Genomic DNA, 21,421 nt, shown 5'->3' on the forward strand with positions numbered 1-21,421 from the left:
TTCTTTACTTCAAAAGTGAAGAGAATATAATGTCGGGAAGTAGCTCAGCTTGGTAGAGTACTTGGCTTGGGACCAAGGGGTCGCAGGTTCGAATCCTGTCTTCCCGACCATGATTTGCCCACGTTTTACAGGTTTGCCGGGGTGGCGGAATGGGCAGACGCAACAGACTTAAAATCTGTCGGGAGTTTCTCCCGTACCGGTTCAAGTCCGGTCCTCGGCACCAGCATTTATTTTTGATGCGGGTGTAGTTCAATGGTAGAACTCCAGCCTTCCAAGCTGGTCGCGTGGGTTCGATTCCCATCACCCGCTCCATACATAAAGCAGAGAGCCAATAGGTTCTCTGTTTTTTTGCGTCTAGGAAAGCAGGACTATTTTTACTTGAGGCAAAAGTATGAAGGCTTATCCAATCGTTGAATAGATAAGCCTTTGTTTAATACAGGTATAAATTTTTGTCGAAAGCTGTCTGACGTTTTCTATGGTAGAAACATATGTTTTCGTGTACAGTAAAACTAAGATCGCTTACCGATGAAATTGGTAACGGATCTCTTGCCTTGCCTCCTGCCTTGTCAGGGGGCTTTTTTGCGTGAGACAAAAGAAAGCGACCTTAGAGAGCTTCCATTCGTGGACCAACTTCCTGAGCATTCGCAATCGGCAGAGAAACGATAAATCGTGTGCGTTTTTCATTGGAATCACAATGGATCGTGCCTTGATGCTTTTCAATAATATTTTTGCAGATGGACAAGCCGATACCTGTCCCATTTTGTTTAGTCGTAAAGAATGGTTGGAAAAGATTTTCCACGATCTCGGGTGGAATCCTTTCGCCGTTGTTTTCCACACTCAAATAGAGCCATCCATCTGAAGAAGTGGAAATGACATGAATATACTTGTCTGTACGATTTTGTACGGCGTCAATGGCATTGTTTAATAGATTGACGACAACTTGCTTCAAGCCTTCTTCATAACATGCGAGTGAGCAGGGGTGGATTTGTTTTTCAAAACGTATGTTTTCTCCCACGAGGCGAGGCGTAATCAGCATCTCTACTTCTTCAAGCAGTTCTTCTACTTGAACGGTTTTAAAAATTTCATCGAGAATTGGTTTTTTGGAAAAGCTGAGGAATCCGGTCAGTTGCCGATGTAAATTCTCAAATTCATGCATGACGACTTGAATGTACGTCTGAAGCTGGGCCTGTTCCTGCGTAGACTCGCCGATCAGCTTCAGGAACCCTTCAATGGCACACAACGGATTACGCAGCTCATGAGCCATATTGGCGGCAATTTTTCCGAGCATGGTCAGTTTGTCGTTATGCAAATAGGAGATCGTTTCTTCCTTCTGGACCAGCTCTTTATTTATCATTTGTTCAAAATGATAAACAGCCCAGAAGACACTTTCATCCATGGCCTTGCCCAGTTGGCTTTCCAAATAGTGCATTTCTTGTGAGGAGAGGGACCATCTCTGTAATTCTGGTTGGAGAACCCGCCAGAATACATTCCGGTACAATTGATATGTGCGCAAAATGGAGGAGAAGGGGAATTCCTGAGAACGAAGCCATTCTCCCATATCTAATGCCCAAGTCTGCATGTCATGATCTACATCCTCAACCAGATAGCGAGCCAAGAGCACTGTTCGTTTTTCTGCAAAATCGCGAGGAATGGTTACAGGAATTTCCATGCTGCGAACAATTTCTTGCAGCCATATTGTGGTGATGCTTGGTGTTAAGTCTAAAATCTTCCTTGAAACGTTATAAAGGTTTAGCGTCACAGTCTCCACCATCTCTTATCCACCCCACTAAAATCGTAAGGGAAAATGCCTAATTTAGACAAGGTATAATTAGCCTGATTTCGCAATAAAATGTATTTTTTTCGGAAGTTTTTATCTACAAAATCCGCTGAAAACCGCCTTTTTTCGGAAAAATATTCAATCATGAGTCCGATTCCAGTCGCATAAAGTAGAATGGACGAACTTTATTGGACCAGGGAGGCAGGGATGGGCGAGTATTTTTGGCTGGGTCTTCTACACATCTTTATGATCGATCTGGTATTAAGCAGTGACAATGCTGTGGTCATAGGTATGGCCTGCCGCGGACTCCCTCAAAATGAGAGAAAACGGGCAATTTTATATGGGACATTGGGAGCAATCCTCTTGCGAATTGTGCTAACGGGAATGACTACTTGGATGTTGGATATTCCTCTCGTGAAGGCAATCGGGGGATTATTATTGCTATGGATAGCGTGTAAGCTCATGCTGGGTGAGAATGAAGAGCTCGCAGACGTATCGCATAATCAGACAATTGGTCAGGCGGTCAGGACCATTATAGTAGCAGATTTTGTCATGAGTTTAGACAATGTTTTGGCAGTTGGTGGAGCAGCACATGGCGATTTATGGTTAGTTTTGCTGGGGTTAGCGATGAGCATCCCATTATTAATGTGGGGAAGTGTGTGGATTGCCCGCTTGATGAATCGCTTTCCCAGTATGGTCATCATTGGCGGAGGAATTCTTACCTTTACGGCAGTTGATATGTGTCTTCAGGATCCATATGTCTGGAAGTGGGTGAATCCTTTGCTCCTTAATCATATGTGGTTGCCCGTATTTGCTGCCGTAGTGGTCATGTTTTGGGGGCGGATGAAAAGGACGTGAAAAGGTGATGAGAATTGTACATTGTTGGGCATACTACAACAAAGGTCATGGCCGTTTTGCGAAAATGTAAGTGGTCACATCCAGCTGAATGAAAACATAGCGGGAAAGGAACTATTTCGAAATGAATACAAGCCTCTTGATGCTATGGGGATACTGGGATGAAATCTACCAGCGTTGCACCAGACTTACCTATATTGAGAAAGGGAACAATATATTTCGGGTTGTTGTATTACGCTATCGGGGAGAGCCACTCGTAACTACCGATCACTGCATCATTCATGACGGAGATTTGATCCTAAAGCTACATATACACAATTATTACTTTGCTACACTGTGCAAAGGAGTGAAGGATGAACTGCGCTTGGCACTTCTTTTGCGAAGACTTATCCTCCAATCACTGCCAAAGCTAGCCACGTTCCTGGATTCGATGGAAAATAAAGATCAAATAAAAGGGATAGTGGGAACGACCATGCTACATAAAGGGGTAACACCTTTGGGCTTCTCGATTTCTGATGTGCCCATGACTTGGTTTTTTCGGTATAAGCGATGGTACTTGCGCCTCATGCTAAGAATCGTGCATCCCAATGGAAAGCGGCGATTGCAATCATGGAATCATGAAATGCCCCTAAAGCGTGTTTATATGTCCAAGGAATTTTTACTTAATCGATATGCGGAGGGCAAGCAGCCTCTAGGAGAGTCCTACTAATGGCAAAGCGGTTTCTGTTAGTGACAGAGGAATGGGCAGGGAGTGGTCATCGGATGGCTGCTGAAGCTCTGCAAGAAGTTTTACTGGAAAGTGAGGGGGCACGATCGGCGCGAGTGGTGGGAGGATTGAAAACCGCCAGTCCAGGCTTACGTGTGCTCTCTCATTTTTTTTATCGCAATATGCTACGCTACGGTCAACCCGTGTGGCAACGCATTTATGAACAGGAAGAAATGCTGGGCAGTGCATTAACCAAAGCACTGGGATGGTGGCTATCCGCAAGATTAACCAATCAACTGTTGCAAGAAGAGAAGCCAGATGTCGTCATCGCTACACATGCATACTGCTTGTCCGCATTGGCTGAAGCGAAGAAAAGGGTGTCCAAGCCTTTCCAGCTCGTTTGTGTGCCCACGGACTTCCATATTAATCGGTTTTGGGTTCATCCAGCAATTGATGCGTACATGGTGGCACATGAGCAAATTGCGCAAATTCTAATCGAACGCTACGGGATTGGCCCTGAAAAAATCCATGTTTATGGCATTCCAGTTCGGCCTGCTTTTACTACAGCGTTGCATACCGACAAAGCTGCTTGGAAAAAACAACTGGGACTCGTGCCAGATCAATTCACTGTGCTGATTGGTGGGGGAGAAGGCGGTTATGGTGGAGTGGAGCAGGTCATACGAGAGTTGCTGTTGGAAGAGCAACCATTGCAGATCGTAGTCGTGACAGGGAAGAATACAAGCCTGTACAGACGACTGGCGGGCTTATTAGGTACAAAGAGCACTGACCATCGTTTTATATTGAAAGGGTTTGAGCCGCAAATGTGGCAGTGGATTGGAGCAGCTGACGCCTATATAACGAAGCCAGGTGGTATTTCGTGCGCGGAGTCACTTGCTCTTAAGACACCGCTCATTTTATTCCATCCATTGCCCGGACAAGAAAAGCATAACTGTTCCTTTTTACTCGAGCAACAAGTGGCGATCTTGGCTGAAACGCCGGTCGAAATCAAAGAAATCATCAGGTCATGGCGTCAGCCTGAAAAAAGGGATGCTTTTGTAGGATGTTTGGACAAGCTGGGGCGACCAGAAGCAGCTCATCGAATAGCCCATGCCCTGCTCCAATTAACAGACTAAAATTGGAAGAAAAAAAGAACGAATGAACAAGCAAAACTTCACGCATATTAAACTTACAAACGACGAGGAGGTGATACAAATGGCGAACAACAACAGATCCAGTAACAATCTGGTGGTTCCTCAAGCAAACCAAGCTCTGGACCAACTGAAATACGAAATCGCATCCGAATTCGGTGTTCAGCTTGGACCAGACACCACTTCCCGTCAAAACGGTTCAGTTGGAGGAGAGATTACAAAACGTCTTGTCTCCTTTGCTGAGCAACAACTGGCTGGACGTGGCTAATCTAATAAGCTGGATGAAGGGAGGCACCTATGGTGTCTCTCTTTTTATTTTTCTAAGAAAAGGGAAATTATTGACAGATGAAAATGGGGAAGACCACCGCATAAATATTGGGTGGAGGCGGATTCTATATGTGTTAGGAGGTGAGTGGATATGACAGTAGGAGCACAAGTAAAACAGACGCTTGCCAGCTTGAAAGGCGCACAAGCAGATTTTGAAACGTTTGCTCTTAGCACGCAAAACAAGAAAGCGAAGCAATTGTATTCGCAAGCAGCAGAGCAAACACAATCCATCGTAGACAACCTCCAGCAGCGTGTAACGGAGCTGGAAAAGGAAGAACCACAGTTTAAGGGATTCTAGTGGAAGTGTAGGGAAAGGGAGAGGGACTTCCTCTCTCTTGGTTTTACTATCTATAAAAATCACCTCAGGTGATGGAGGTGGCTTATGCCTGACTGGTTAAATATCATGCTGCGTTCCATTGGCGCAGTTGCGTACTTATTTTTATTGACGAAGATTATTGGGAAAAGGCAAATCAAGCAACTTACATACATTGAATACATTGTCGGCATCAGCATCGGTTCGATTGCGGCCTTCATGGCAACCGAAATGGATGGACCGATCTATCATAGTTTGATCGGCATGGGGGTTTTTGCGCTCTTCCCTGTAATAATGGAGTGGCTTTCACTCAAAAGCAAGTTTCTCCGTGACCTTTTTGAAGGGAAATCAACGGTTCTCATCAAGGAAGGCAAAATTTTGGAAGACAATCTGAAAAAAGAACGCTTGACCGCGGAAGACTTGATGGAACAATTACGCATTAAAAACGTGTTCCGAGTAGCCGATGTAGAGTTTGCGTTAATGGAGACAAGCGGGGAAGTCAGTGTCTTATTAAAATCAGAGAGTCAGCCGGTAACCCCCAAACACCTTGAATTGACAGTAGCTCCTGCGGAAGAGAATCAAGTGGTCATTATGGATGGGGTAATCATGGACGAGCCGCTGGCAACAGCAGGTCTGAATCGCAGATGGGTTCGCACGGAGCTGCAAAAAGCGGGAGTGGCTTTGGAGAATGTTTTCCTCGGCCAAGTAGACAAAGGTGGAGAGCTCTATCTCGACCTGTATGACGATAAACTGATGGTTCCTGGTGCCCAAGCGATGAAGCTGGCTTTTGCTACATTGAAAAAATGTCAGGCGGATCTGGAGCTGTATGCACTCAATACAAAAAATGAACAAATGAAGCGTACCTACCAAACCGATTCGGAACAGCTACAACAGATTATCGATCAAGTAAAACCGTTCATGATACGGTAAAAAGGAGTAAGTAACATGGCAGATCAAAAAAAGAAAAAGCTGACTCCCGTCCAGCAAGAATATCAGGAATTGGCAAAGGGACACGAGCCTCCGCGACCGCTTTTGCGCAATTTTACCCGGGCATTTTTAGTGGGTGGCGGCATTTGTATGATCGGACAAGGGATACAAGAAATGTTCATTCACTACTTCCATTTTACGGAGAAAACCGCTGGGAATCCTACAGTAGCTGTCTTGATCATTCTTTCGGCTCTTTTGACCGGTCTAGGACTATATGATCGGATTGCCCAATGGGCTGGGGCAGGAACGAGTGTGCCGGTTACGGGTTTTGCCAACTCGATTGCATCAGCGGCTATCGAGCATCGCAGCGAAGGATTTGTGCTGGGGGTCGGCGGTAACATGTTCAAGCTCGCGGGGTCAGTGATTGTGTTTGGAGTGGCGGCGGCTTTCGTCGTTGGCTTGATCAAAACATTGTTTACGATGGGAGGCTGACGGATGCGCCAAGGTCATCAGTCTTGGGTCTTTCCTTTAAAACCTGTCATTCTCGGGCACGCTGCGATTGGTGGGCCTTTTGAAGCTAAGGGACCGTTAGCCGAAGACTTTGATATCTTGCACGGAGACTTGAATCTCGGACAAGACAGCTGGGAAAAGGCGGAGAAAGTCCTGCTGGAAGAAGCGTGCTCGAAAGCGGTGGAGAAAGCGGGGCTCACGAAAGAGCAAATAAACTTTATGCTTGCCGGGGATTTAATGAACCAGATCATATCTGCCAGCTTTTCGGCCCGGACGCTTTCGATTCCGTTTCTGGGGATTTTCGGAGCGTGTTCAACAGCGATGGAGGGCTTGGCCTTGGCTGCTCTCATGGTGAATAGTCAAGCTGCTGAGTACGTCTTGGCTGCTACCTCCAGTCACAATGGGGCTGCGGAAAAGCAATATCGCTATCCAACGGAGTACGGCTCACAGAAGCCCCCAACGGCACAATGGACCGTGACGGGAGCAGGGGCTGCTGTTGTAGCCAGTCAGGGTAAGGGTTTGCGGATTACGGGAGCCACCATCGGGCATATAGTCGATATGGGATTGACAGATCCATTCAATATGGGAGCAGCGATGGCGCCTGCCGCATTATCCACGATTGATTCGCATTTCCGTGACTTTCAGCTCCCTCACGACCATTATGATTTGATTGTAACAGGCGATTTAGGACGAACGGGCCATGCCATTTTATCTGATCTGTTGCCCAAGCATCACATGCACATTCCATTAGAGCGATACATCGATTGCGGGAAGCTCATTTATGGTGAAAATCCAAATGTATGGTCGGGTGGTAGCGGATGTGGCTGTATCGCTACAGTGACGTACGGGCATCTACTTCGGCGGATGAAGCAAGGAGAATGGAAGCGAATCTTGCTGGTTGCCACAGGAGCCCTCTTATCCCCGTTGACCTTCCAGCAGGGAGAAAGCATTCCTTGCATCGCCCATGCCGTGGCTGTTGAGTCGGAGTAACTTGGAGAGTGATACCATGATGTTTTTGTGGGCGTTTCTCGTAGGAGGAACGATTTGCTTAATCGGTCAATTTCTCATGGATGTCGTCAAGCTCACACCTGCCCATACGATGTCCTCTCTTGTTGTCACTGGAGCAGTGCTGGACGGATTCGGTCTATACGAGCCACTGGTTCATTTTGCTGGAGCAGGAGCGACAGTACCCATCACGAGCTTTGGAAATGCACTGGTGCACGGGGCGATGGCGGAGGCCGAGCAACATGGAGTCATTGGCATTATTACCGGCATTTTTGAAGTGACGAGTGCGGGGATTTCGGCTGCCATCGTCTTCGGATTTATCACAGCAGTCTTGTTCCGGCCAAAAGGATAATGGCAGGTACATGTTGCCACTTGTGCCAAAATACTTGAATTGAACCTACTTTCGCCAACTTGTAGAATGGGTTGGGTAAAGGAGGGAACAATTTATGTGGTGGAGCAAGAAAGCAGTATTAACCTTGCTTGCTGCCTTTATGGCTGTAGCGTTTATTTTTCCGGCCGACTCCCTGGCAGCCACACAGATTCAGCGCGGTAGTGTGAACGGGGATGTATGGGATCTGCAGTATCGTTTGCAGATGCTGGGTTACTACAAAGGCAAATTGGATGGCATTTACGGTGCGAATACAACAAAGGCCGTCAGACAGTTTCAAAAAGCATACGGCTTATCGATTGACGGTATCACTGGACCAAATACATGGCGCGCTCTAAAGAAAGTGTCGGTAAATAAAGCGGAAATGCAGATGCTGGCGCAGCTGGTCTATTCCGAAGCACGAGGAGAACCTTATGAGGGCCAAGTAGCTGTGGCGGCGGTCGCGTTGAACCGTGTCCAGTCTAAAAACTTTCCCAATACACTTGCCGGTGTCATCTTTGAGCCATTAGCGTTTACCGCTGTAGATGATGGACAATTCTGGATGACTCCAAACAAGACTGCTTATCGGGCAGCTTGGGATGCCGTACGAGGATGGGACCCGACAAACAATTCTATTTACTACTTTAACCCTGTTACGGCGACCTCCAAGTGGATTTGGTCACGTACACAAGTGAAAAAGATCGGCAAACACATTTTTGCCATTTAACCATTGCTCATGCAGCCCTCGAAACAGTATTCGTCATGATGCTGTTCGAGGGCTTTCCTTTTGACTGGAAACTATTGTTCGTTGTTTTTGCAAAATAGTTCGATAAAATGGTACGAAAGGAATCGCATATTTCCCCATGGAGGTTGATGATGAAGAAACGGATGATCCTTGCCTCGCTGGCAGCCTTTTTGCTTATAGGGACACCAGTTGTCGAGGCAGAAACAACGAAAATGAACGAAACACCTTATGTAGACATTAGCGGCCATTGGGCAGAACAAGAAATCAATCAACTTTACATAGCGGACGTAATTGGTCAAAACGAATATTTTCGACCTGATGACAACGTGACATTGGGTGAACTGCTCACGATGTTTGTCAATGCGAAAGGAATCGAACCTCTTGGCAACAAGCAATCATCCTTTGCGGACGTACCGGGAAACAGCTGGCTGTCGCCTTATGCAGAGACGGCCTATCGACTGGGAATTGTCCATGGGCAGAAGCAGGGGAATCACCTGTACTTACATCCGGATGCACCAGTAAAAAGAGCAGAACTCGCCTCTATTCTGGTAAGAACGATGGGGGATAGCGGAGTAGTCAATAATTTGAAGTGGTCTACGACGATCCAGACATTGAACCAATACCCGGATGGGAACAACGTGAAAGAGAAAGAGCAACGCCCACTCGTTTACGCCATGCAAAACGGGTTAATGAGTTCCTATGGGGACGGTACATTAAAGCCGAACAAGTATATGACGAGAGCCGAAGCAGCCACATACGCGGCCCTTCACTTGCTTTCGGATAAGCCGAGAACGACAAAAGCTCTCGCAAACGGAACACCTTTTCGCCAGGAATTAACGGTACAGACGACTGCTTACAGCTACCCGAACGACAAAATCCTGTCATATCTAGAGTATCCACTGCGCGAAGGTGTTGTAGCGGTTGATCCAAATGTCATCCCACTTGGTACGCACTTGTACATCGATGGCTACGGCTATGCAGTGGCAGCTGATATCGGTGGTGCGGTAAAGCAACGCCATGTGGATCTGTATCTTCCGACGTTGAACGAAGCTGAAAATCACGGCTTGCAAAAAGGCGTCAAAGTATACGTGCTTGATTAATAAAAATGCTGAACATATTTCCTGCTCTTTCCACTCATACTAACGTGGAAGGGGTGGGATTTTTTCATGGTATGGGTGTTGCTAGCATTGCTTGGTTTATTTGTCCTACTAGCGATCACGCCAATACAATTGACGTGTTTTTACAGTCGCGAGGGCGATAATGATCAATTGGAAATTACGATTGCAGCTTGGGGTATCATTCGCAGGAAATACGAAATTCCCATTCTCCTCTTGAAAATGACAGAAACTGGGCCTGAGCTTGTCGCAAAGGTGGAAACGATCCAGCAAGGAAGCAAGCTTCGGGAAAAGGTCAAAGATTTTACGCGGAGGCAAGTGAAAATATGGTATCGGAATTATCGTGACGTGCTGGAAAGAGTACGTGATTTGCTGCCTTTGCTAAAAGACCTGTTCAAACAAATTCGCTGTACGAAGTTAGAATGGCATACGTTGTTGGGCACAGGTCAGGCAGCGGAAACAGGGGCGCTGACAGGACTAATCTGGGGAGTGAAAAGCCTGATTGTCGGGATTCTCTCTCACTCCATCTCTTTACAGACGATGCCTGCCATGAGTGTACAGCCTGTCTGGAATCAAGCCCTTCTACATACAAAAGTTCAAGCGGTGTTACATTTTAGTTTGGGTCACTTCGTTTTCTCTGCGCTAAAAGTAATTCTACGGATTCGAAAAAGTAAACAACGAAAATGGCAAGCTACGCCTACGCGAGCCTAATCACAAAGGTGGGAGCCCGCATATTTATTCCCTTGTGTAGGGTACATGCTCCGGATTTGTTGGGGGAATGATAAAACATGACACAGACAGGAAGGAGGAGCGACAAATATGGCAGACCACCCGATTCAAGGCCTGATGAGAACAGCGATGGAAAATCTCAAGCAAATGGTGGACGTGAATACAATCATAGGTGATCCGGTTGAGACACCTGACGGTAGTGTCATTCTTCCGATCTCCAAGGTAGGATTTGGTTTCGCGGCCGGGGGTAGTGAGTTCCAATACGATCACCAGCATAATGGGCACCAACACAATCAACAGCATGAACATGCTGGTCACCCGTTTGGCGGGGGTAGTGGGGGCGGTGTCTCCATTACACCTGTAGCTTTTTTGGTCGTTGGCAAACAAGGAATTCGCTCGATTCCGCTTGAAAATACGACCCATCTCTATGACCGGATTTTGGATTCTGTTCCGCAAATCGTGGATAAAGTTCAGGGGATGTTTACCAAATCGGATGAACCCACTGTTTATTCCAATACGATAATTGCCAGAGCGGAAGAACAAGATTTGGAAGACCTGATGGATCGAAAGTAAGGCAAGCAAAAAACAGGTATGCTCCACAAAAGGGGCATACCTGTTTTTTCAGTAGTAAGCGTATAACATTACCAGCGTTCGTTTACATACAAGCCTGTTTTCGCAACATGCTGATAATGAAGGCTCGAACTGGAGGAGGCGATATAAGGATGGAGAGCCATCGCTTCCTCGTAGTAACGTGAAAAGGAGCCGAGGGGCTTGCTTTGCAATCCCAATGTACCTGCTCTGAATGCTTGGGCTACACGCTCCATTGTATTTGTATAGTCCACATAGTGGGTCTGTACGGCCTCCAACCATTTCTCATCGTCCATTTCCAGTTGTCCATCTGGTAACAGCTTGATTCCATACGTTTGGAGTTTTTCCTCTGCGTCTTTTGCCACTTGAGCGAATGCATCCAGCTTTTGCGTCGTCAAGGTATCTGCCTTTTCCGCAAGAAATAGCTGCAGGTAATTGTATTTACTTACTAACGAGTGTGTTCGCTCATGGAATAGCTCCATGTCAGGTCCAGCCTCGCTGTCTTTCACCGCGGCTATAAATTCCCGAGCACTCTTCTCCAAATCGGAGGAAAACCGGTAGAGACGCGATAAGGAATCGGAAAGCTCCGTTGTCCATTGCTGCTGACGAGTGTAGAACGGCTGCAAATTATAACGGAAGATTGGATTGACCGGCGTGCTTAATTTTGCCTGAAGCATATGGGTATGATAGCGGCCTACCCGCTGCGTAAATGGAACATGGCTGACTCGATTCGTTTTCATGTCGGTCACCTCCTTAAAAGCAAATGGAATGAATCCCCAGGAACAATTTACTATCTCCTATTATAGACGATGCCTACTCCATTTCAATGAGCAGATCGCCAGTTTGAATGGCTTCGCCTGCTTTCACGTAGACGGCTTTAATTTTTCCGTCGAGTGGGGCTTGAATCGTCGTCTCCATTTTCATCGCCTCACTCACCAAAAGATGCTCGCCTTTACGCACCTTGTCACCTTCTGCTACAAGCACCTTGAGCACTTTTCCTGGCATAGAGGCACCGAGGTGGCCAGGGTTTTGGGCTTCTGCTTTTCGGCGGATCAGTTCAGAGACTTTTGCGGATTGGTCACGGATGAAGATTTCACGTGGCTGTCCGTTCAGTTCAAAATAGATGATGCGTCGGCCATCTGGATGAAGCTCGCCAACTGCGACCAGCTTGATAATCAGCGTTTTACCGCGCTCGATCGTAATGGCGGTTTCCTCACCCGGACGCAATCCGTAGAAAAACGTTCCGGTATTCAATACCGACAGGTCTCCGTATTCCTTCAGGCGTTGTTCAAATTGCAAATAGACTTGCGGATACATGATATAGGACAGGACGTCTAGCTGACTGAGCTCACGTCCGATTTTGGCTTCTAACTCAGCCGTAACTTGCGTAAAGTCAATGGGCGCGAGCAATTCGCCAGGACGTGCAGTAAAGGCATCGCGACCTTTTAGCACGAGCTCCTGCAACTCCTTCGGGAACCCTCCCGGCGGTTGGCCAAGATACCCTTGGAAAAATTGAATGACCGAATCTGGAAAGTCGAGGCGTGTGCCTTTCTCCCAAATGTTTTCCTCATTCAAGTTGTTTTGGACCATGAACAATGCCATATCACCGACGACCTTGGATGACGGGGTCACTTTTACAATGTCGCCACACATTTGATTGACGACAGCATACATGTGTTTCACTTCGTCCCAACGACCTTCCAGACCAACCGCTTTGGCTTGTTGCTCCAGATTGGTATATTGTCCACCAGGCATTTCGTGAACGTACACCTCAGTGTTGCTCGCCTTCATGCCGCTTTCAAAGCCTTGGTAGTACGGACGTACATCCTCCCAGTAATCCGACAGCTTGTTGAACGATTCAAGAGATAAGCCAGTCTCACGCTCCGTATGGGCTAGGCTCGCGATCAACCCGTTCAAGCTTGGCTGGGAAGTGAGTCCAGACATAGAGCTGACGCAAGCATCGACGATATCCACGCCTGCTTCGATTGCTTTCAGAAGCATAGCACCAGCGTTTCCTGACGTATCGTGAGTATGCAAATGGATCGGAATGCTGATTTCTTGTTTTAAAGCAGAGACGAGCGAATAAGCAGCATACGGCTTCAAAAGACCTGCCATATCCTTGATCGCGAGAATATGGGCACCTGCTTTTTCCAATTCTTTAGCCAGATTGACGTAGTAGGCCAAGCTGTATTTGGTCTTGGTCGGGTCCAGAATATCTCCAGTGTAGCAAATCGCTGCTTCGGCTACCTTGCCAGATTCACGTACGGCTTCAATGGCTGTTTGCATTCCGGGAAGCCAGTTCAGGCTGTCGAAGATCCGAAAGACATCAATGCCATTTTCCGCAGAGGCTTTAACGAAGGCGTGGATCACATTATCCGGGTAATTGGTGTAGCCTACGCCATTTGCTCCGCGCAAAAGCATTTGGAACAGGACATTCGGTATGCGTTGGCGGAGAATTTGCAGTCGTTCCCAGGGAGATTCCTGCAAAAAGCGCATCGTCGTGTCAAAAGTGGCACCGCCCCACATCTCCAGCGAGAAGAGCCCAGAACCGAGCTTGCCTGTCGCTTCTGCAATGGAGGCGAGATCGTAGGTGCGCACACGCGTAGCAAACAAAGACTGGTGGGCATCGCGGAATGTCGTGTCTGTAACAAGCACATGCTTCTGTGCCTGAATCCAGCGTACCAGACCGTCGGCACCTTCTTTATCCAGAATTTGCTTGGTCCCGTCCGGATATGGCTGAGCAAATGGTGTCCGCGGGATGCGAGGTGAGTCGAAGTGCGGCTTTTTCTCCGTTTTCTGGAGACCAGGATATCCGTTGACAATCGTGTCTCCGATATAAGATAGTAATTTGGTACCCCGGTCCTGACGGCCAGGGAAGATGAACAGCTCTGGTTTGGTATCAATAAACGACGTATCGTAGTTGCCACTCAAAAAATCAGGATGTGTCACGACATTTTCCAAAAACGGCAGGTTCGTTTTCACGCCACGAATACGGAACTCACGCAATGTGCGGAGCATTTTGCGAGCGGCTTGGTCAAAGCTCGCGCCATACGTGGAGATTTTGACCAGAAGCGAGTCATAAAACGGTGTAATGATCGCGCCTGGATAACCATTGCCGCCGTCCAGCCTTACGCCGAAGCCGCCACCAGAACGCCAGGCGGACAAGCGGCCGGCATCTGGCAGGAAGTTGTTTTCAGCGTCTTCTGTTGTGACACGGCACTGGATGGCAAAACCACTCATCTGGATATCACTTTGCGCACTGATGCCAATCTCCTCATCGGAGAGCGCATGACCCTCAGCTACGCGAATCTGTGACTGAACAATGTCGATTCCAGTGATGAGCTCCGTGATGGTATGCTCTACTTGAATGCGAGGATTGACTTCTATAAAATAAAAACGCTTGTCCGGCGTTAACAAAAACTCGACAGTACCAGCGTTCGAATAACCGGCTTTTTGCATGAGAGTGAGAGCAGCCTGGCAAATTTCTTCACGCAGTTTGTCATCCAACGATAGGCTCGGTGCCACTTCGACCACTTTTTGATGGCGCCGTTGAACAGAGCAATCGCGCTCATACAGATGGACGATGTTTCCGTAGTTGTCACCGAGAATTTGGACCTCGATGTGTTTGGGCTGTTCTAAGTATCGCTCCAGATACACCTTGGCATTGCCAAAAGAAGAGCGGGCCTCGGAACGTGCGCGATCTAACGAATCTTGCAATTCCTCCTGACTGCGGACGATACGCATGCCACGGCCTCCGCCGCCAGATACGCCTTTAATAATGATGGGGTAGCCGTATTCTTTGGCAAAGAGAAGCGCCTCTTGAAGTGTTTCGATTGGCTCCGGAGTGCCAGGAATCACTGGGATTTCCGCTTCAATCGCAAGACGACGTGCTTCTACCTTGTCCCCGAATTTGTCGATCAGCTCAGGGGATGGTCCAATGAAAATGATGCCTTCCTCTTGGCAACGCTTTGCAAAATCAGCGTTTTCAGCAAGAAATCCATAGCCTGGGTGAATGGCATCGATATCGTTGCGCTTGGCTATTTCGATGATACTTTCGATATCGAGGTAAGCCTCAATAGGCCCTTTACCCGCTCCGACCAAGTAAGACTCGTCAGCCTTGAAGCGATGGATAGAAACGTTGTCTTGCTCGGAGTACACGGCTACCGTTCGTATGCCGAGTTCCGTTGCTGCACGAAAGATCCGAATGGCGATCTCACCGCGGTTTGCTACCAGTAGGCGATTGATTTTTCTCTTTTTCATTATTCTCTCCCCCTTACGTCTCGGAAAAAAAGACGTATTAAAATTATATATAGAACAAATATACAAAATTTTCTCGACACAAGACACCCTTTTTTCGATCACAGGAGGATGGATGAACATGAACAATCAGTACGACAAGCTGCCTGTATTTGTGTACGGGACACTTTTGACGGGATTTGGTAATTATAGGAATTATGTAAAACCGTATCAGCATGAGGCAACACCTGCGATGATTCAAGGCGAGATCTATCATTTGCCAGCAGGCTATCCGGGATTGCTGAAAGGAGAGCAGGGGATCGTGGGGGAGATCGTCACGTTTGCCCCTGACGTGTACGAGCAAGCACTAGCTGGACTTGATGAGCTGGAGACGTACTATGGCGAGGGTGATTCGCGCAATGAATATGAACGGATCATCGTGCCAGCGACCGTGGAAGGAACAGGTCAGGTCGTGAACGTATACGTATATCGTTATTTGGATCAAGACCTGGTCAAGCAAACAGGAGTGCACATTCGGCATGGGAATTGGCGACGCTACATGCAAGAGCAGTCTGAATAGCCAGTGCTAGTTTTGCCAAAACTGGTAGGGAAAAGGAGGGAGCCCTGCCATGGAATTACTCCATAGTGAACCTGCACAAATCTGGCGTTACCTGATTCCGCAAAATCACTGGATGTTTCCCGACGAAGTTCCAGAAGATGAACTGATCTTTCATTATCGCGACCACATTTATTTTGTAAACAATGACGGCTCAGTTTTGTCCATGCCACAGCCTGCTTGCTTCGATACGCTGGATATGGGGACCTTGCTGGAGTATTTGGCAACATCGGACGACACCATTGATTTTGACGATGAGGGAGAATTCGATTACGGCCATGTCTTAAAGCGTATGGGGTATATCGTGCCAGTCAGGGACAAGCGGGGAAAAGCCACGTATCAAATTGAAATTATCAACACAGCATTGCCGAAAGCGCATGGAACGCGGTACGAAATGAAGCAGGTTACCTTCGCTTTTGCCCTCTATCATGCGCTGATGCGCTGTCATGAGCTGAATGCGAAAACGGATTGGGAGTATGAGCATGAAGTGAAGCGAATCGCCGAGGTACAAGCCAAGCGAAGCGGAAAAGTGCAAGTGAATCTGTAATTTCTACTATTGGCATAGTGAAAAAAAGTGAATGATAGGGTATGATATTGAGGTACATATGAAAGATTTGGTGAGGAGGAAGAAATCATGACAACTGCTGTTGAGCGTCAAGGCGCATTTGTATTCAAAGGTGGTCCTGTAACACTGCTCGGTCCTGAAATCAAAGTAGGAGATACTGCTCCTAACTTTACTGTAGTAGGTGGCGATCTGTCCCCTGTAACTTTGGAAGATTCCAAAGGCACTGTTCGCATCATCTCCGTAATCCCTTCTATTGACACTGGCGTGTGCGATGCACAAACTCGCCGTTTCAACGAAGAGGCTGCGAAATTGGAAGGCGTAACTGTGCTGACTGTTTCCGTTGACCTGCCATTCGCGCAAAACCGCTGGTGCGGTGCTGCTGGCATCGACAAAGTGAAAACAGTATCTGACCACAAAGACCTGTCCTTCGGTACAGCTTATGGCGTAGCGATCAAAGAGTTCCGTCTCTTGGCTCGTGCTGTATTCGTAATCGATGCAAACGACAAGGTTGTACACGCTGAGTATGTGGCTGCTGCTGGTGAGCATCCAAACTACGAAGCTGCGATTGCTGCTGCACAAGCTGCGAAGTAAGCAATTTTCATAAGTAAGCTCCCTTTTTGTCCATGTGACGGAAAGGGAGTTTTTTTATTTGCAGCAAGTGGAAAAATCGTCTTGACGGATTTAGTAACCAGTGGTTATATTATAACCAACGGTTACTAACCGATGGTTACTAATTTTTTCGAGAAGTAAGGAGTTGAGTATCAAGCATGGCAAGCAAACAAGAAATACGCTCAGAAGAAACGAAACGGGCGATTTTGACGGCAGCAGCAGACCTTTTCGCTACCCGAGGCTTTGATACGGTATCCATCAGGGAAATCGCCAAAGCAGCCGGCTGTTCCCATACAACCCTCTACATTTATTTCAAGGACAAAGAAGCATTGCTTCATCATCTGTCCAAGGAACCGTTGCAAAGCTTGGCGCTACAAATGGAAGAAACACTGTCCAAACAAGGACGAACACCAGAAGAGATCCTGCGTGAAATCAGCAGTCAGTTTATCCACTTTTGCTTGCGCAATCGAACGATGTATACGTTATTCTTCATGATCAATGCCTCTCGGATCGATGTAGAGGAACCAGAAAAAGAATTGCAATCGCTGCGCAATCAATTGTTTGGTTTGTTGAGGCAGGCTGTGAGACGTTGCTTGCCAACTGAGATAGAGGAAGAAAAAGCGCTTGCCTATGCACGAGTTTATTTCTACACGCTGCATGGTATCGTCGGTACGTATACACATTCCGAAGAACCATTGGACAGCTTGATGGAAAGGCTAGCCCCTACATTTGCTCTATCCGTGGATGTTTTTCTAGCAGGAAGTCAAAAAATAATGAACAGGGAGTGACGATAGAATGATCAGAGTGGAGCAAATCTCGGCGAACATTTGGTGTATCAAAGCGTGGTTGTTGATTCCTTTGCGGGTTTGGATTGTCAGGGAGGAGGATGGCGTTACGCTTGTCGATGCGGGGATGCCATTTATGACGAAACGGATTATGGCTTTTATCAAGCAGCTGAATGCAGGACCACTCAAACGAATTTTGCTGACGCATGGTCATTCGGATCATGTGGGGGCCGTTAAAAAAATAGCGGCGGCAGAATCCGTACCAGTCTTTGCCCATCGAATCGAGATTCCGTATATGGAAGGGAAAGAGCTGTATCCTCGTCGTAAAAAGCTGGAAGTAAACGTCCAGCCTGGCCTAGCTCAGTCTTTGCCAGAGGATGCCGAAGGAAATGTAGCTCCAATTGGCGGACTGCAACCTTATCTGACACCTGGTCATTCTCCAGGGCATGTGGTGTATTATCACGAAAAGGACGGAGTGCTTTTGGCGGGAGACTTGTTTACTTCCAAACGCGGCAGATTGCATCGTCCCATGCCGATGTTTACGGCGGATATGGCGCAAGCACTCAAAAGCAGTTTGATCGTCCGCCAATTGCAACCACGCCATTTGGAAGTGTGCCATGGCAAACCGATCTATCATCCGGCAGAACAGCTCGATGACTATCTGAAAGAGGTCTCTACTTCTTTTTCGATCCCAACTAGTGTTTGGCAATCATAGGGCACTTTTCGTCTGAGCTGAATCGTATGAAACGAATCCCTTTTTCTTGCGTCATAGGTTTGAGGTGATTGGATGAAAAAGGTAGGATGGATTGGCCAACTATTTCTGATAGCGACACTGTTACTGACAGGGTGTGGGAACGGATCGTCCGCGCAAGGGACTTCGCAGCTTGCGGAACCACCACAGCCAGTCATTGAATGGAGCGGAAAAACAGCTGTGACGGTGCCTGCATCTTCCTGCTGGAGCTATAATAACGAGTCGATCTGCAAAGATATGGCGGCACCACCGGAACTTATCGCAGAGCATAAGCCTGCCCCACTGCAAGTAAGGCCAGGGGCCACGATGACCATCACTTTTGCCCAGCAGCCAACTACAAATACGCTCAAGGTCACACAATGGAACGGCATGAAAGAAGTGGAGCAAGTAATAGAGAACGGCAATCAGTGGAAGGCGCCCGAACAGCCAGGCTGGTATTTGTTTGACGTTCGCGGTCAGTGGGCGCAAGGTGATGCAGGGCATGCATTTGTCATCGAAGTAAAGGACAGCATCGGATCAGCATACCAGACGGTTATGGCCAAACAGCCATGATCGTTTTTTGCTATACTGAGGGGGAGGGAAGACTTAAAGGAGAGACAACATGCTAGAAGAATTAATAAGCTTCACGGTTGATGAGGCAGATGCAGGGCAAACTGTGCGAGAAGTACTGCAAAAGCGTTATGGTGTATCACGCCGCTTGCTCATACGTGCCAAGTTTAAAGGCTCCATTACTCGGAATGGCGTCCTCGTTTTTGTGAACGAAAAATTGCAAGCCGGCGACAAAATAGCAGTCATGGTTGAAGAAGAGGCGGAAGAGACCGTTGCCCCAGAGGACATGCCGCTCTCCATCCGTTACGAGGACGAGGATTTGATGGTCATCGCAAAGCCAGCGGGATTGGTCGTTCATCCGACAGGAAATCATCCCAGTGGAACCTTGGCAAATGGGATGATCGCGTATTGGAAAAAACGTGGCGAGCACAGAAAGTTCCGGGCGGTGAACCGTTTGGATAAAGATACATCAGGTTTGATGATCGTGGCGAAAAATCAATGGGCACATGAACAATTCAGTCGTATGCAGCAGATCAGGACGTTGCAGCGGACCTATCGAGCTATCGTTCAAGGGATCGTTGAGTCAGACGAAGGTACGATTGATGCGCCGATTGGTCTTGCGGAAAATTCGTTTATCACCAGACAAGTAAGACCGGATGGGCAGACAGCTGTTACCCATTATCGTGTGCTTGCCCGAGGGGAAGGAATGAGTTTTGTCGAGGTAAAGCTGGAGACGGGGCGAACGCATCAGATTCGCGTACATATGAGCAGTGAAGGGCACCCACTAGCCGGAGATGATCTGTACGGGGGAGAACGGGAGCATATCGGCCGACAAGCTTTGCATGCATGGGGGCTATCCTTTGTTCATCCGCGTAGCGGTCTTGCGATGAGCTGGGAGGAGCCACTGCCAAGTGATATGGAGCAGCTAGCCCAACAATTTTTTCCTGATTATCCGTGCAAGGAAATGACCTAGGCGAAAAATTTCGTCATTTCCCTCTGGAAAGCTGTAAGCGTTTTCGATATGATAGAAGAAATTCGTTACAAACAATTGGAAACACAACAGAGAATAGCTGGCTGTCTGCGGGGGAAAATCTCGCAAAGATTTTTTTCAGTAGCAGACTAGACCCAGCTTGCGCCTGATGCCTGTTTCGGATCGTTTTGACAAAGAGGGTTTCCCTTTTTATTTGTCATGCACCGGAATTGCTTTGGGGGTGAGCTGGGTTTTCTTATTTGCCCAAGAGAAGGAGAGGGTTTCATGAAGCTGGTTTCCTATCGAGAAAGGGAAAGGGATGCTTGGCGAGCAGGGCTTATGCACGAAGGAAAAGTCAAAGATATTGCACATGCTTGCCCAGGGGCGCCGAGTACAGTGCTTGGATTGCTCGAAGAGTGGGCGAACTGGTTACCCGTTCTCGAAGCAGCATACGAAGCACAGGATGCCTGGGATTTGGAGCAGGTTGAGCTAGGTTCGCCACTTCCACGTCCTGCCAGCTTTCGAGACTTTTACGCCTTCGAGGCCCATGTGATGACAGCGAGAGCCAAACGAGGACTTCCGATGGTGCCCGAATGGTATCACTTTCCCGTCTTTTATTTTTCGAATGCAGCAGCTTTTACAGGGACGCAAGCGAATATTCGCAGACCAAAAGCAACCGAGTGGCTGGACTATGAGCTGGAAATTGCCTGCGTGATTGGAAAAGCAGGTGTAAACATCCCAGTTGAACGAGCGGAAGAGCACATCGCAGGATATTGTATCTTAAACGACTGGAGCGCCCGCGATGTACAACGGGAGGAAGTCAAGGTCGGCTTAGGGCCAGCCAAAGGCAAAGACTTCGCAACGTCCATGGGACCGTGGCTGGTTACACCGGAGGAGCTGGCAGATGTACGTATCGCAGGCGAAAAGGGGAGCCGCTATGATCTGGGGATGGTGGCACGCATCAATGGTAAGGAGTATTCAAAAGGAAACTTCAAAGACATTCACTATACATTTGCTGAAATGATTGCCCGCGCCTCAGAGGATTGCTCCTTGTATCCCGGAGATGTTATCGGATCGGGAACAGTAGGGACTGGTTGCATTTTGGAGCTGGGGACAGAGCAGTATGCTTGGCTTGCGCCAGGTGATGTAGTGGAGCTAGAGGTGGAACGCCTCGGTGTGCTTCGCAATACGATTTGTGAATAAGGATGAAAAAAGGAGGAAGGAACGT

Annotated in this window: 24 protein-coding genes and 3 tRNA genes; 24 read left to right on the forward strand and 3 right to left on the reverse strand. The window is 47.8% G+C overall.

Annotation, left to right across the window (positions count from 1 at the left end; translation table 11 throughout):
- The first annotated feature begins 33 nt into the window (after positions 1 to 33).
- The 3 genes from POF51_RS05115 (at position 34) to POF51_RS05125 (ending at position 312) form a co-directional block, all read left to right on the forward strand.
- Positions 34 to 110 (forward strand) — tRNA-Pro (locus tag POF51_RS05115).
- A 25-nt stretch (positions 111 to 135) separates the two neighbouring features.
- Positions 136 to 223 (forward strand) — tRNA-Leu (locus tag POF51_RS05120).
- 15 nt (positions 224 to 238) lie between these two features.
- A tRNA-Gly gene (locus POF51_RS05125) sits at positions 239 to 312 on the forward strand.
- 292 nt (positions 313 to 604) lie between these two features.
- Here the strand turns inward: POF51_RS05125 and POF51_RS05130 are convergent.
- Positions 605 to 1,771: a sensor histidine kinase gene (locus POF51_RS05130; protein WP_017250398.1), complete on the reverse strand. Its 1,167-nt coding sequence runs from the start codon at positions 1,769 to 1,771 to the stop codon at positions 605 to 607.
- Between the two features lie 213 nt (positions 1,772 to 1,984).
- Between POF51_RS05130 and POF51_RS05135 the strand changes: the two genes are divergently transcribed.
- The 13 genes from POF51_RS05135 to ytfJ all read left to right on the forward strand — a co-directional run bounded on the left by POF51_RS05135 (position 1,985) and on the right by ytfJ (position 11,097).
- Positions 1,985 to 2,635: a TerC family protein gene (locus tag POF51_RS05135; RefSeq protein ID WP_069851492.1), complete on the forward strand. Its 651-nt coding sequence runs from the start codon at positions 1,985 to 1,987 to the stop codon at positions 2,633 to 2,635.
- Positions 2,636 to 2,756: 121 nt separating this feature from the next.
- Positions 2,757 to 3,341 carry a YkoP family protein gene (locus POF51_RS05140; protein ID WP_017250396.1) on the forward strand — a complete coding sequence of 195 codons (585 nt, stop codon included), beginning with the start codon at positions 2,757 to 2,759 and terminating at the stop codon, positions 3,339 to 3,341.
- Positions 3,341 to 4,471 (forward strand): MGDG synthase family glycosyltransferase, encoded by a 1,131-nt coding sequence (locus tag POF51_RS05145; protein ID WP_069851490.1) that lies wholly within the window; start codon positions 3,341 to 3,343, stop codon positions 4,469 to 4,471. Before POF51_RS05140 ends, POF51_RS05145 begins: the two co-directional genes overlap by 1 nt.
- Before the next feature lie 79 nt (positions 4,472 to 4,550).
- A complete protein-coding gene (locus POF51_RS05150; protein ID WP_007717155.1) occupies positions 4,551 to 4,754 on the forward strand; it encodes an alpha/beta-type small acid-soluble spore protein in 204 nt (67 codons plus the stop codon).
- Positions 4,755 to 4,904: 150 nt separating this feature from the next.
- Positions 4,905 to 5,111, forward strand: coding sequence for a DUF1657 domain-containing protein (locus POF51_RS05155; RefSeq protein WP_007717150.1), 207 nt, complete (start codon positions 4,905 to 4,907; stop codon positions 5,109 to 5,111).
- An 84-nt stretch (positions 5,112 to 5,195) separates the two neighbouring features.
- Positions 5,196 to 6,056: a DUF421 domain-containing protein gene (locus POF51_RS05160; RefSeq protein WP_069851488.1), complete on the forward strand. Its 861-nt coding sequence runs from the start codon at positions 5,196 to 5,198 to the stop codon at positions 6,054 to 6,056.
- A gap of 15 nt (positions 6,057 to 6,071) precedes the next feature.
- Positions 6,072 to 6,545, forward strand: a complete 474-nt coding sequence (gene spoVAC / locus POF51_RS05165; protein ID WP_017250393.1) for a stage V sporulation protein AC — start codon at positions 6,072 to 6,074, stop codon at positions 6,543 to 6,545.
- Positions 6,546 to 6,548: 3 nt separating this feature from the next.
- A complete protein-coding gene (gene spoVAD, locus POF51_RS05170) occupies positions 6,549 to 7,553 on the forward strand; it encodes a stage V sporulation protein AD (protein ID WP_069851486.1) in 1,005 nt (334 codons plus the stop codon).
- Between the two features lie 16 nt (positions 7,554 to 7,569).
- Positions 7,570 to 7,920, forward strand: a complete 351-nt coding sequence (spoVAE, locus tag POF51_RS05175) for a stage V sporulation protein AE (protein WP_069851484.1) — start codon at positions 7,570 to 7,572, stop codon at positions 7,918 to 7,920.
- Positions 7,921 to 8,014: 94 nt separating this feature from the next.
- Positions 8,015 to 8,662, forward strand: coding sequence for a spore cortex-lytic enzyme (gene sleB / locus POF51_RS05180; protein ID WP_271754216.1), 648 nt, complete (start codon positions 8,015 to 8,017; stop codon positions 8,660 to 8,662).
- A 149-nt stretch (positions 8,663 to 8,811) separates the two neighbouring features.
- The gene (locus POF51_RS05185; RefSeq protein WP_069851480.1) at positions 8,812 to 9,780 is read left to right on the forward strand and encodes an S-layer homology domain-containing protein; all 969 of its coding nucleotides are present in this window, start codon (positions 8,812 to 8,814) and stop codon (positions 9,778 to 9,780) included.
- 66 nt (positions 9,781 to 9,846) lie between these two features.
- The gene (locus tag POF51_RS05190; protein ID WP_069851478.1) at positions 9,847 to 10,506 is read left to right on the forward strand and encodes a DUF2953 domain-containing protein; all 660 of its coding nucleotides are present in this window, start codon (positions 9,847 to 9,849) and stop codon (positions 10,504 to 10,506) included.
- 108 nt (positions 10,507 to 10,614) lie between these two features.
- Positions 10,615 to 11,097 (forward strand): GerW family sporulation protein, encoded by a 483-nt coding sequence (gene ytfJ / locus POF51_RS05195; protein WP_069851476.1) that lies wholly within the window; start codon positions 10,615 to 10,617, stop codon positions 11,095 to 11,097.
- A gap of 68 nt (positions 11,098 to 11,165) precedes the next feature.
- Here the strand turns inward: ytfJ and POF51_RS05200 are convergent, their stop codons facing one another.
- Together POF51_RS05200 and pyc are read right to left on the reverse strand one after the other, a co-directional pair.
- A complete protein-coding gene (locus POF51_RS05200) occupies positions 11,166 to 11,852 on the reverse strand; it encodes a hypothetical protein (RefSeq protein WP_069851474.1) in 687 nt (228 codons plus the stop codon).
- Positions 11,853 to 11,925: 73 nt separating this feature from the next.
- Positions 11,926 to 15,372, reverse strand: coding sequence for a pyruvate carboxylase (gene pyc, locus POF51_RS05205; RefSeq protein ID WP_069851472.1), 3,447 nt, complete (start codon positions 15,370 to 15,372; stop codon positions 11,926 to 11,928).
- Between the two features lie 118 nt (positions 15,373 to 15,490).
- Here pyc and POF51_RS05210 point away from each other — a divergent pair, with 118 nt between their 5' ends.
- The 8 genes from POF51_RS05210 (at position 15,491) to POF51_RS05245 (ending at position 21,396) form a co-directional block, all read left to right on the forward strand.
- Positions 15,491 to 15,928 (forward strand): gamma-glutamylcyclotransferase family protein, encoded by a 438-nt coding sequence (locus POF51_RS05210; RefSeq protein WP_442869503.1) that lies wholly within the window; start codon positions 15,491 to 15,493, stop codon positions 15,926 to 15,928.
- A 49-nt stretch (positions 15,929 to 15,977) separates the two neighbouring features.
- Entirely contained in the window at positions 15,978 to 16,511 is a 534-nt protein-coding gene (locus POF51_RS05215; RefSeq protein ID WP_069851468.1) for a hypothetical protein, read from the forward strand.
- Positions 16,512 to 16,598: 87 nt separating this feature from the next.
- Complete coding sequence (gene tpx, locus POF51_RS05220; protein ID WP_007717107.1) at positions 16,599 to 17,120, forward strand: thiol peroxidase; 522 nt, start codon at positions 16,599 to 16,601, stop codon at positions 17,118 to 17,120.
- A 176-nt stretch (positions 17,121 to 17,296) separates the two neighbouring features.
- On the forward strand, positions 17,297 to 17,926 hold the full coding sequence (locus tag POF51_RS05225) for a TetR/AcrR family transcriptional regulator (protein WP_017250382.1): 630 nt from the start codon (positions 17,297 to 17,299) through the stop codon (positions 17,924 to 17,926).
- A 7-nt stretch (positions 17,927 to 17,933) separates the two neighbouring features.
- Positions 17,934 to 18,638, forward strand: a complete 705-nt coding sequence (locus POF51_RS05230) for an MBL fold metallo-hydrolase (RefSeq protein ID WP_069851467.1) — start codon at positions 17,934 to 17,936, stop codon at positions 18,636 to 18,638.
- A 72-nt stretch (positions 18,639 to 18,710) separates the two neighbouring features.
- Positions 18,711 to 19,226, forward strand: coding sequence for a hypothetical protein (locus POF51_RS05235; RefSeq protein ID WP_069851466.1), 516 nt, complete (start codon positions 18,711 to 18,713; stop codon positions 19,224 to 19,226).
- Positions 19,227 to 19,275: 49 nt separating this feature from the next.
- On the forward strand, positions 19,276 to 20,196 hold the full coding sequence (locus tag POF51_RS05240; RefSeq protein ID WP_069851464.1) for an RluA family pseudouridine synthase: 921 nt from the start codon (positions 19,276 to 19,278) through the stop codon (positions 20,194 to 20,196).
- Between the two features lie 282 nt (positions 20,197 to 20,478).
- Positions 20,479 to 21,396, forward strand: coding sequence for a fumarylacetoacetate hydrolase family protein (locus POF51_RS05245; RefSeq protein ID WP_069851462.1), 918 nt, complete (start codon positions 20,479 to 20,481; stop codon positions 21,394 to 21,396).
- Positions 21,397 to 21,421: the final 25 nt, after the last annotated feature.

The sequence above is a fragment of the Brevibacillus sp. AG genome (genome assembly GCF_028369215.1).
Taxonomy (GTDB): domain Bacteria; phylum Bacillota; class Bacilli; order Brevibacillales; family Brevibacillaceae; genus Brevibacillus; species Brevibacillus porteri.

What these genes read in the sequence shown, in the direction of transcription:
- ytfJ (WP_069851476.1), top strand. Translation starts at nt 10,615, where the DNA reads ATGGCAGACCACCCGATTCAAGGCCTGATGAGAACAGCGATGGAAAAT.
- POF51_RS05245 (WP_069851462.1), top strand. Translation starts at nt 20,479, where the DNA reads ATGAAGCTGGTTTCCTATCGAGAAAGGGAAAGGGATGCTTGGCGAGCA.
- POF51_RS05235 (WP_069851466.1), top strand. Translation starts at nt 18,711, where the DNA reads ATGAAAAAGGTAGGATGGATTGGCCAACTATTTCTGATAGCGACACTG.
- spoVAE (WP_069851484.1), top strand. Translation starts at nt 7,570, where the DNA reads ATGATGTTTTTGTGGGCGTTTCTCGTAGGAGGAACGATTTGCTTAATC.
- sleB (WP_271754216.1), top strand. Translation starts at nt 8,015, where the DNA reads ATGTGGTGGAGCAAGAAAGCAGTATTAACCTTGCTTGCTGCCTTTATG.
- POF51_RS05225 (WP_017250382.1), top strand. Translation starts at nt 17,297, where the DNA reads ATGGCAAGCAAACAAGAAATACGCTCAGAAGAAACGAAACGGGCGATT.
- POF51_RS05145 (WP_069851490.1), top strand. Translation starts at nt 3,341, where the DNA reads ATGGCAAAGCGGTTTCTGTTAGTGACAGAGGAATGGGCAGGGAGTGGT.
- POF51_RS05150 (WP_007717155.1), top strand. Translation starts at nt 4,551, where the DNA reads ATGGCGAACAACAACAGATCCAGTAACAATCTGGTGGTTCCTCAAGCA.
- POF51_RS05215 (WP_069851468.1), top strand. Translation starts at nt 15,978, where the DNA reads ATGGAATTACTCCATAGTGAACCTGCACAAATCTGGCGTTACCTGATT.
- POF51_RS05155 (WP_007717150.1), top strand. Translation starts at nt 4,905, where the DNA reads ATGACAGTAGGAGCACAAGTAAAACAGACGCTTGCCAGCTTGAAAGGC.
- POF51_RS05140 (WP_017250396.1), top strand. Translation starts at nt 2,757, where the DNA reads ATGAATACAAGCCTCTTGATGCTATGGGGATACTGGGATGAAATCTAC.
- POF51_RS05135 (WP_069851492.1), top strand. Translation starts at nt 1,985, where the DNA reads ATGGGCGAGTATTTTTGGCTGGGTCTTCTACACATCTTTATGATCGAT.
- POF51_RS05130 (WP_017250398.1), bottom strand. Translation starts at nt 1,771, where the DNA reads ATGGTGGAGACTGTGACGCTAAACCTTTATAACGTTTCAAGGAAGATT.
- POF51_RS05240 (WP_069851464.1), top strand. Translation starts at nt 19,276, where the DNA reads ATGCTAGAAGAATTAATAAGCTTCACGGTTGATGAGGCAGATGCAGGG.
- POF51_RS05230 (WP_069851467.1), top strand. Translation starts at nt 17,934, where the DNA reads ATGATCAGAGTGGAGCAAATCTCGGCGAACATTTGGTGTATCAAAGCG.
- pyc (WP_069851472.1), bottom strand. Translation starts at nt 15,372, where the DNA reads ATGAAAAAGAGAAAAATCAATCGCCTACTGGTAGCAAACCGCGGTGAG.
- POF51_RS05190 (WP_069851478.1), top strand. Translation starts at nt 9,847, where the DNA reads ATGGTATGGGTGTTGCTAGCATTGCTTGGTTTATTTGTCCTACTAGCG.
- POF51_RS05185 (WP_069851480.1), top strand. Translation starts at nt 8,812, where the DNA reads ATGAAGAAACGGATGATCCTTGCCTCGCTGGCAGCCTTTTTGCTTATA.
- spoVAC (WP_017250393.1), top strand. Translation starts at nt 6,072, where the DNA reads ATGGCAGATCAAAAAAAGAAAAAGCTGACTCCCGTCCAGCAAGAATAT.
- tpx (WP_007717107.1), top strand. Translation starts at nt 16,599, where the DNA reads ATGACAACTGCTGTTGAGCGTCAAGGCGCATTTGTATTCAAAGGTGGT.
- POF51_RS05200 (WP_069851474.1), bottom strand. Translation starts at nt 11,852, where the DNA reads ATGAAAACGAATCGAGTCAGCCATGTTCCATTTACGCAGCGGGTAGGC.
- POF51_RS05160 (WP_069851488.1), top strand. Translation starts at nt 5,196, where the DNA reads ATGCCTGACTGGTTAAATATCATGCTGCGTTCCATTGGCGCAGTTGCG.
- POF51_RS05210 (WP_442869503.1), top strand. Translation starts at nt 15,491, where the DNA reads ATGAACAATCAGTACGACAAGCTGCCTGTATTTGTGTACGGGACACTT.
- spoVAD (WP_069851486.1), top strand. Translation starts at nt 6,549, where the DNA reads ATGCGCCAAGGTCATCAGTCTTGGGTCTTTCCTTTAAAACCTGTCATT.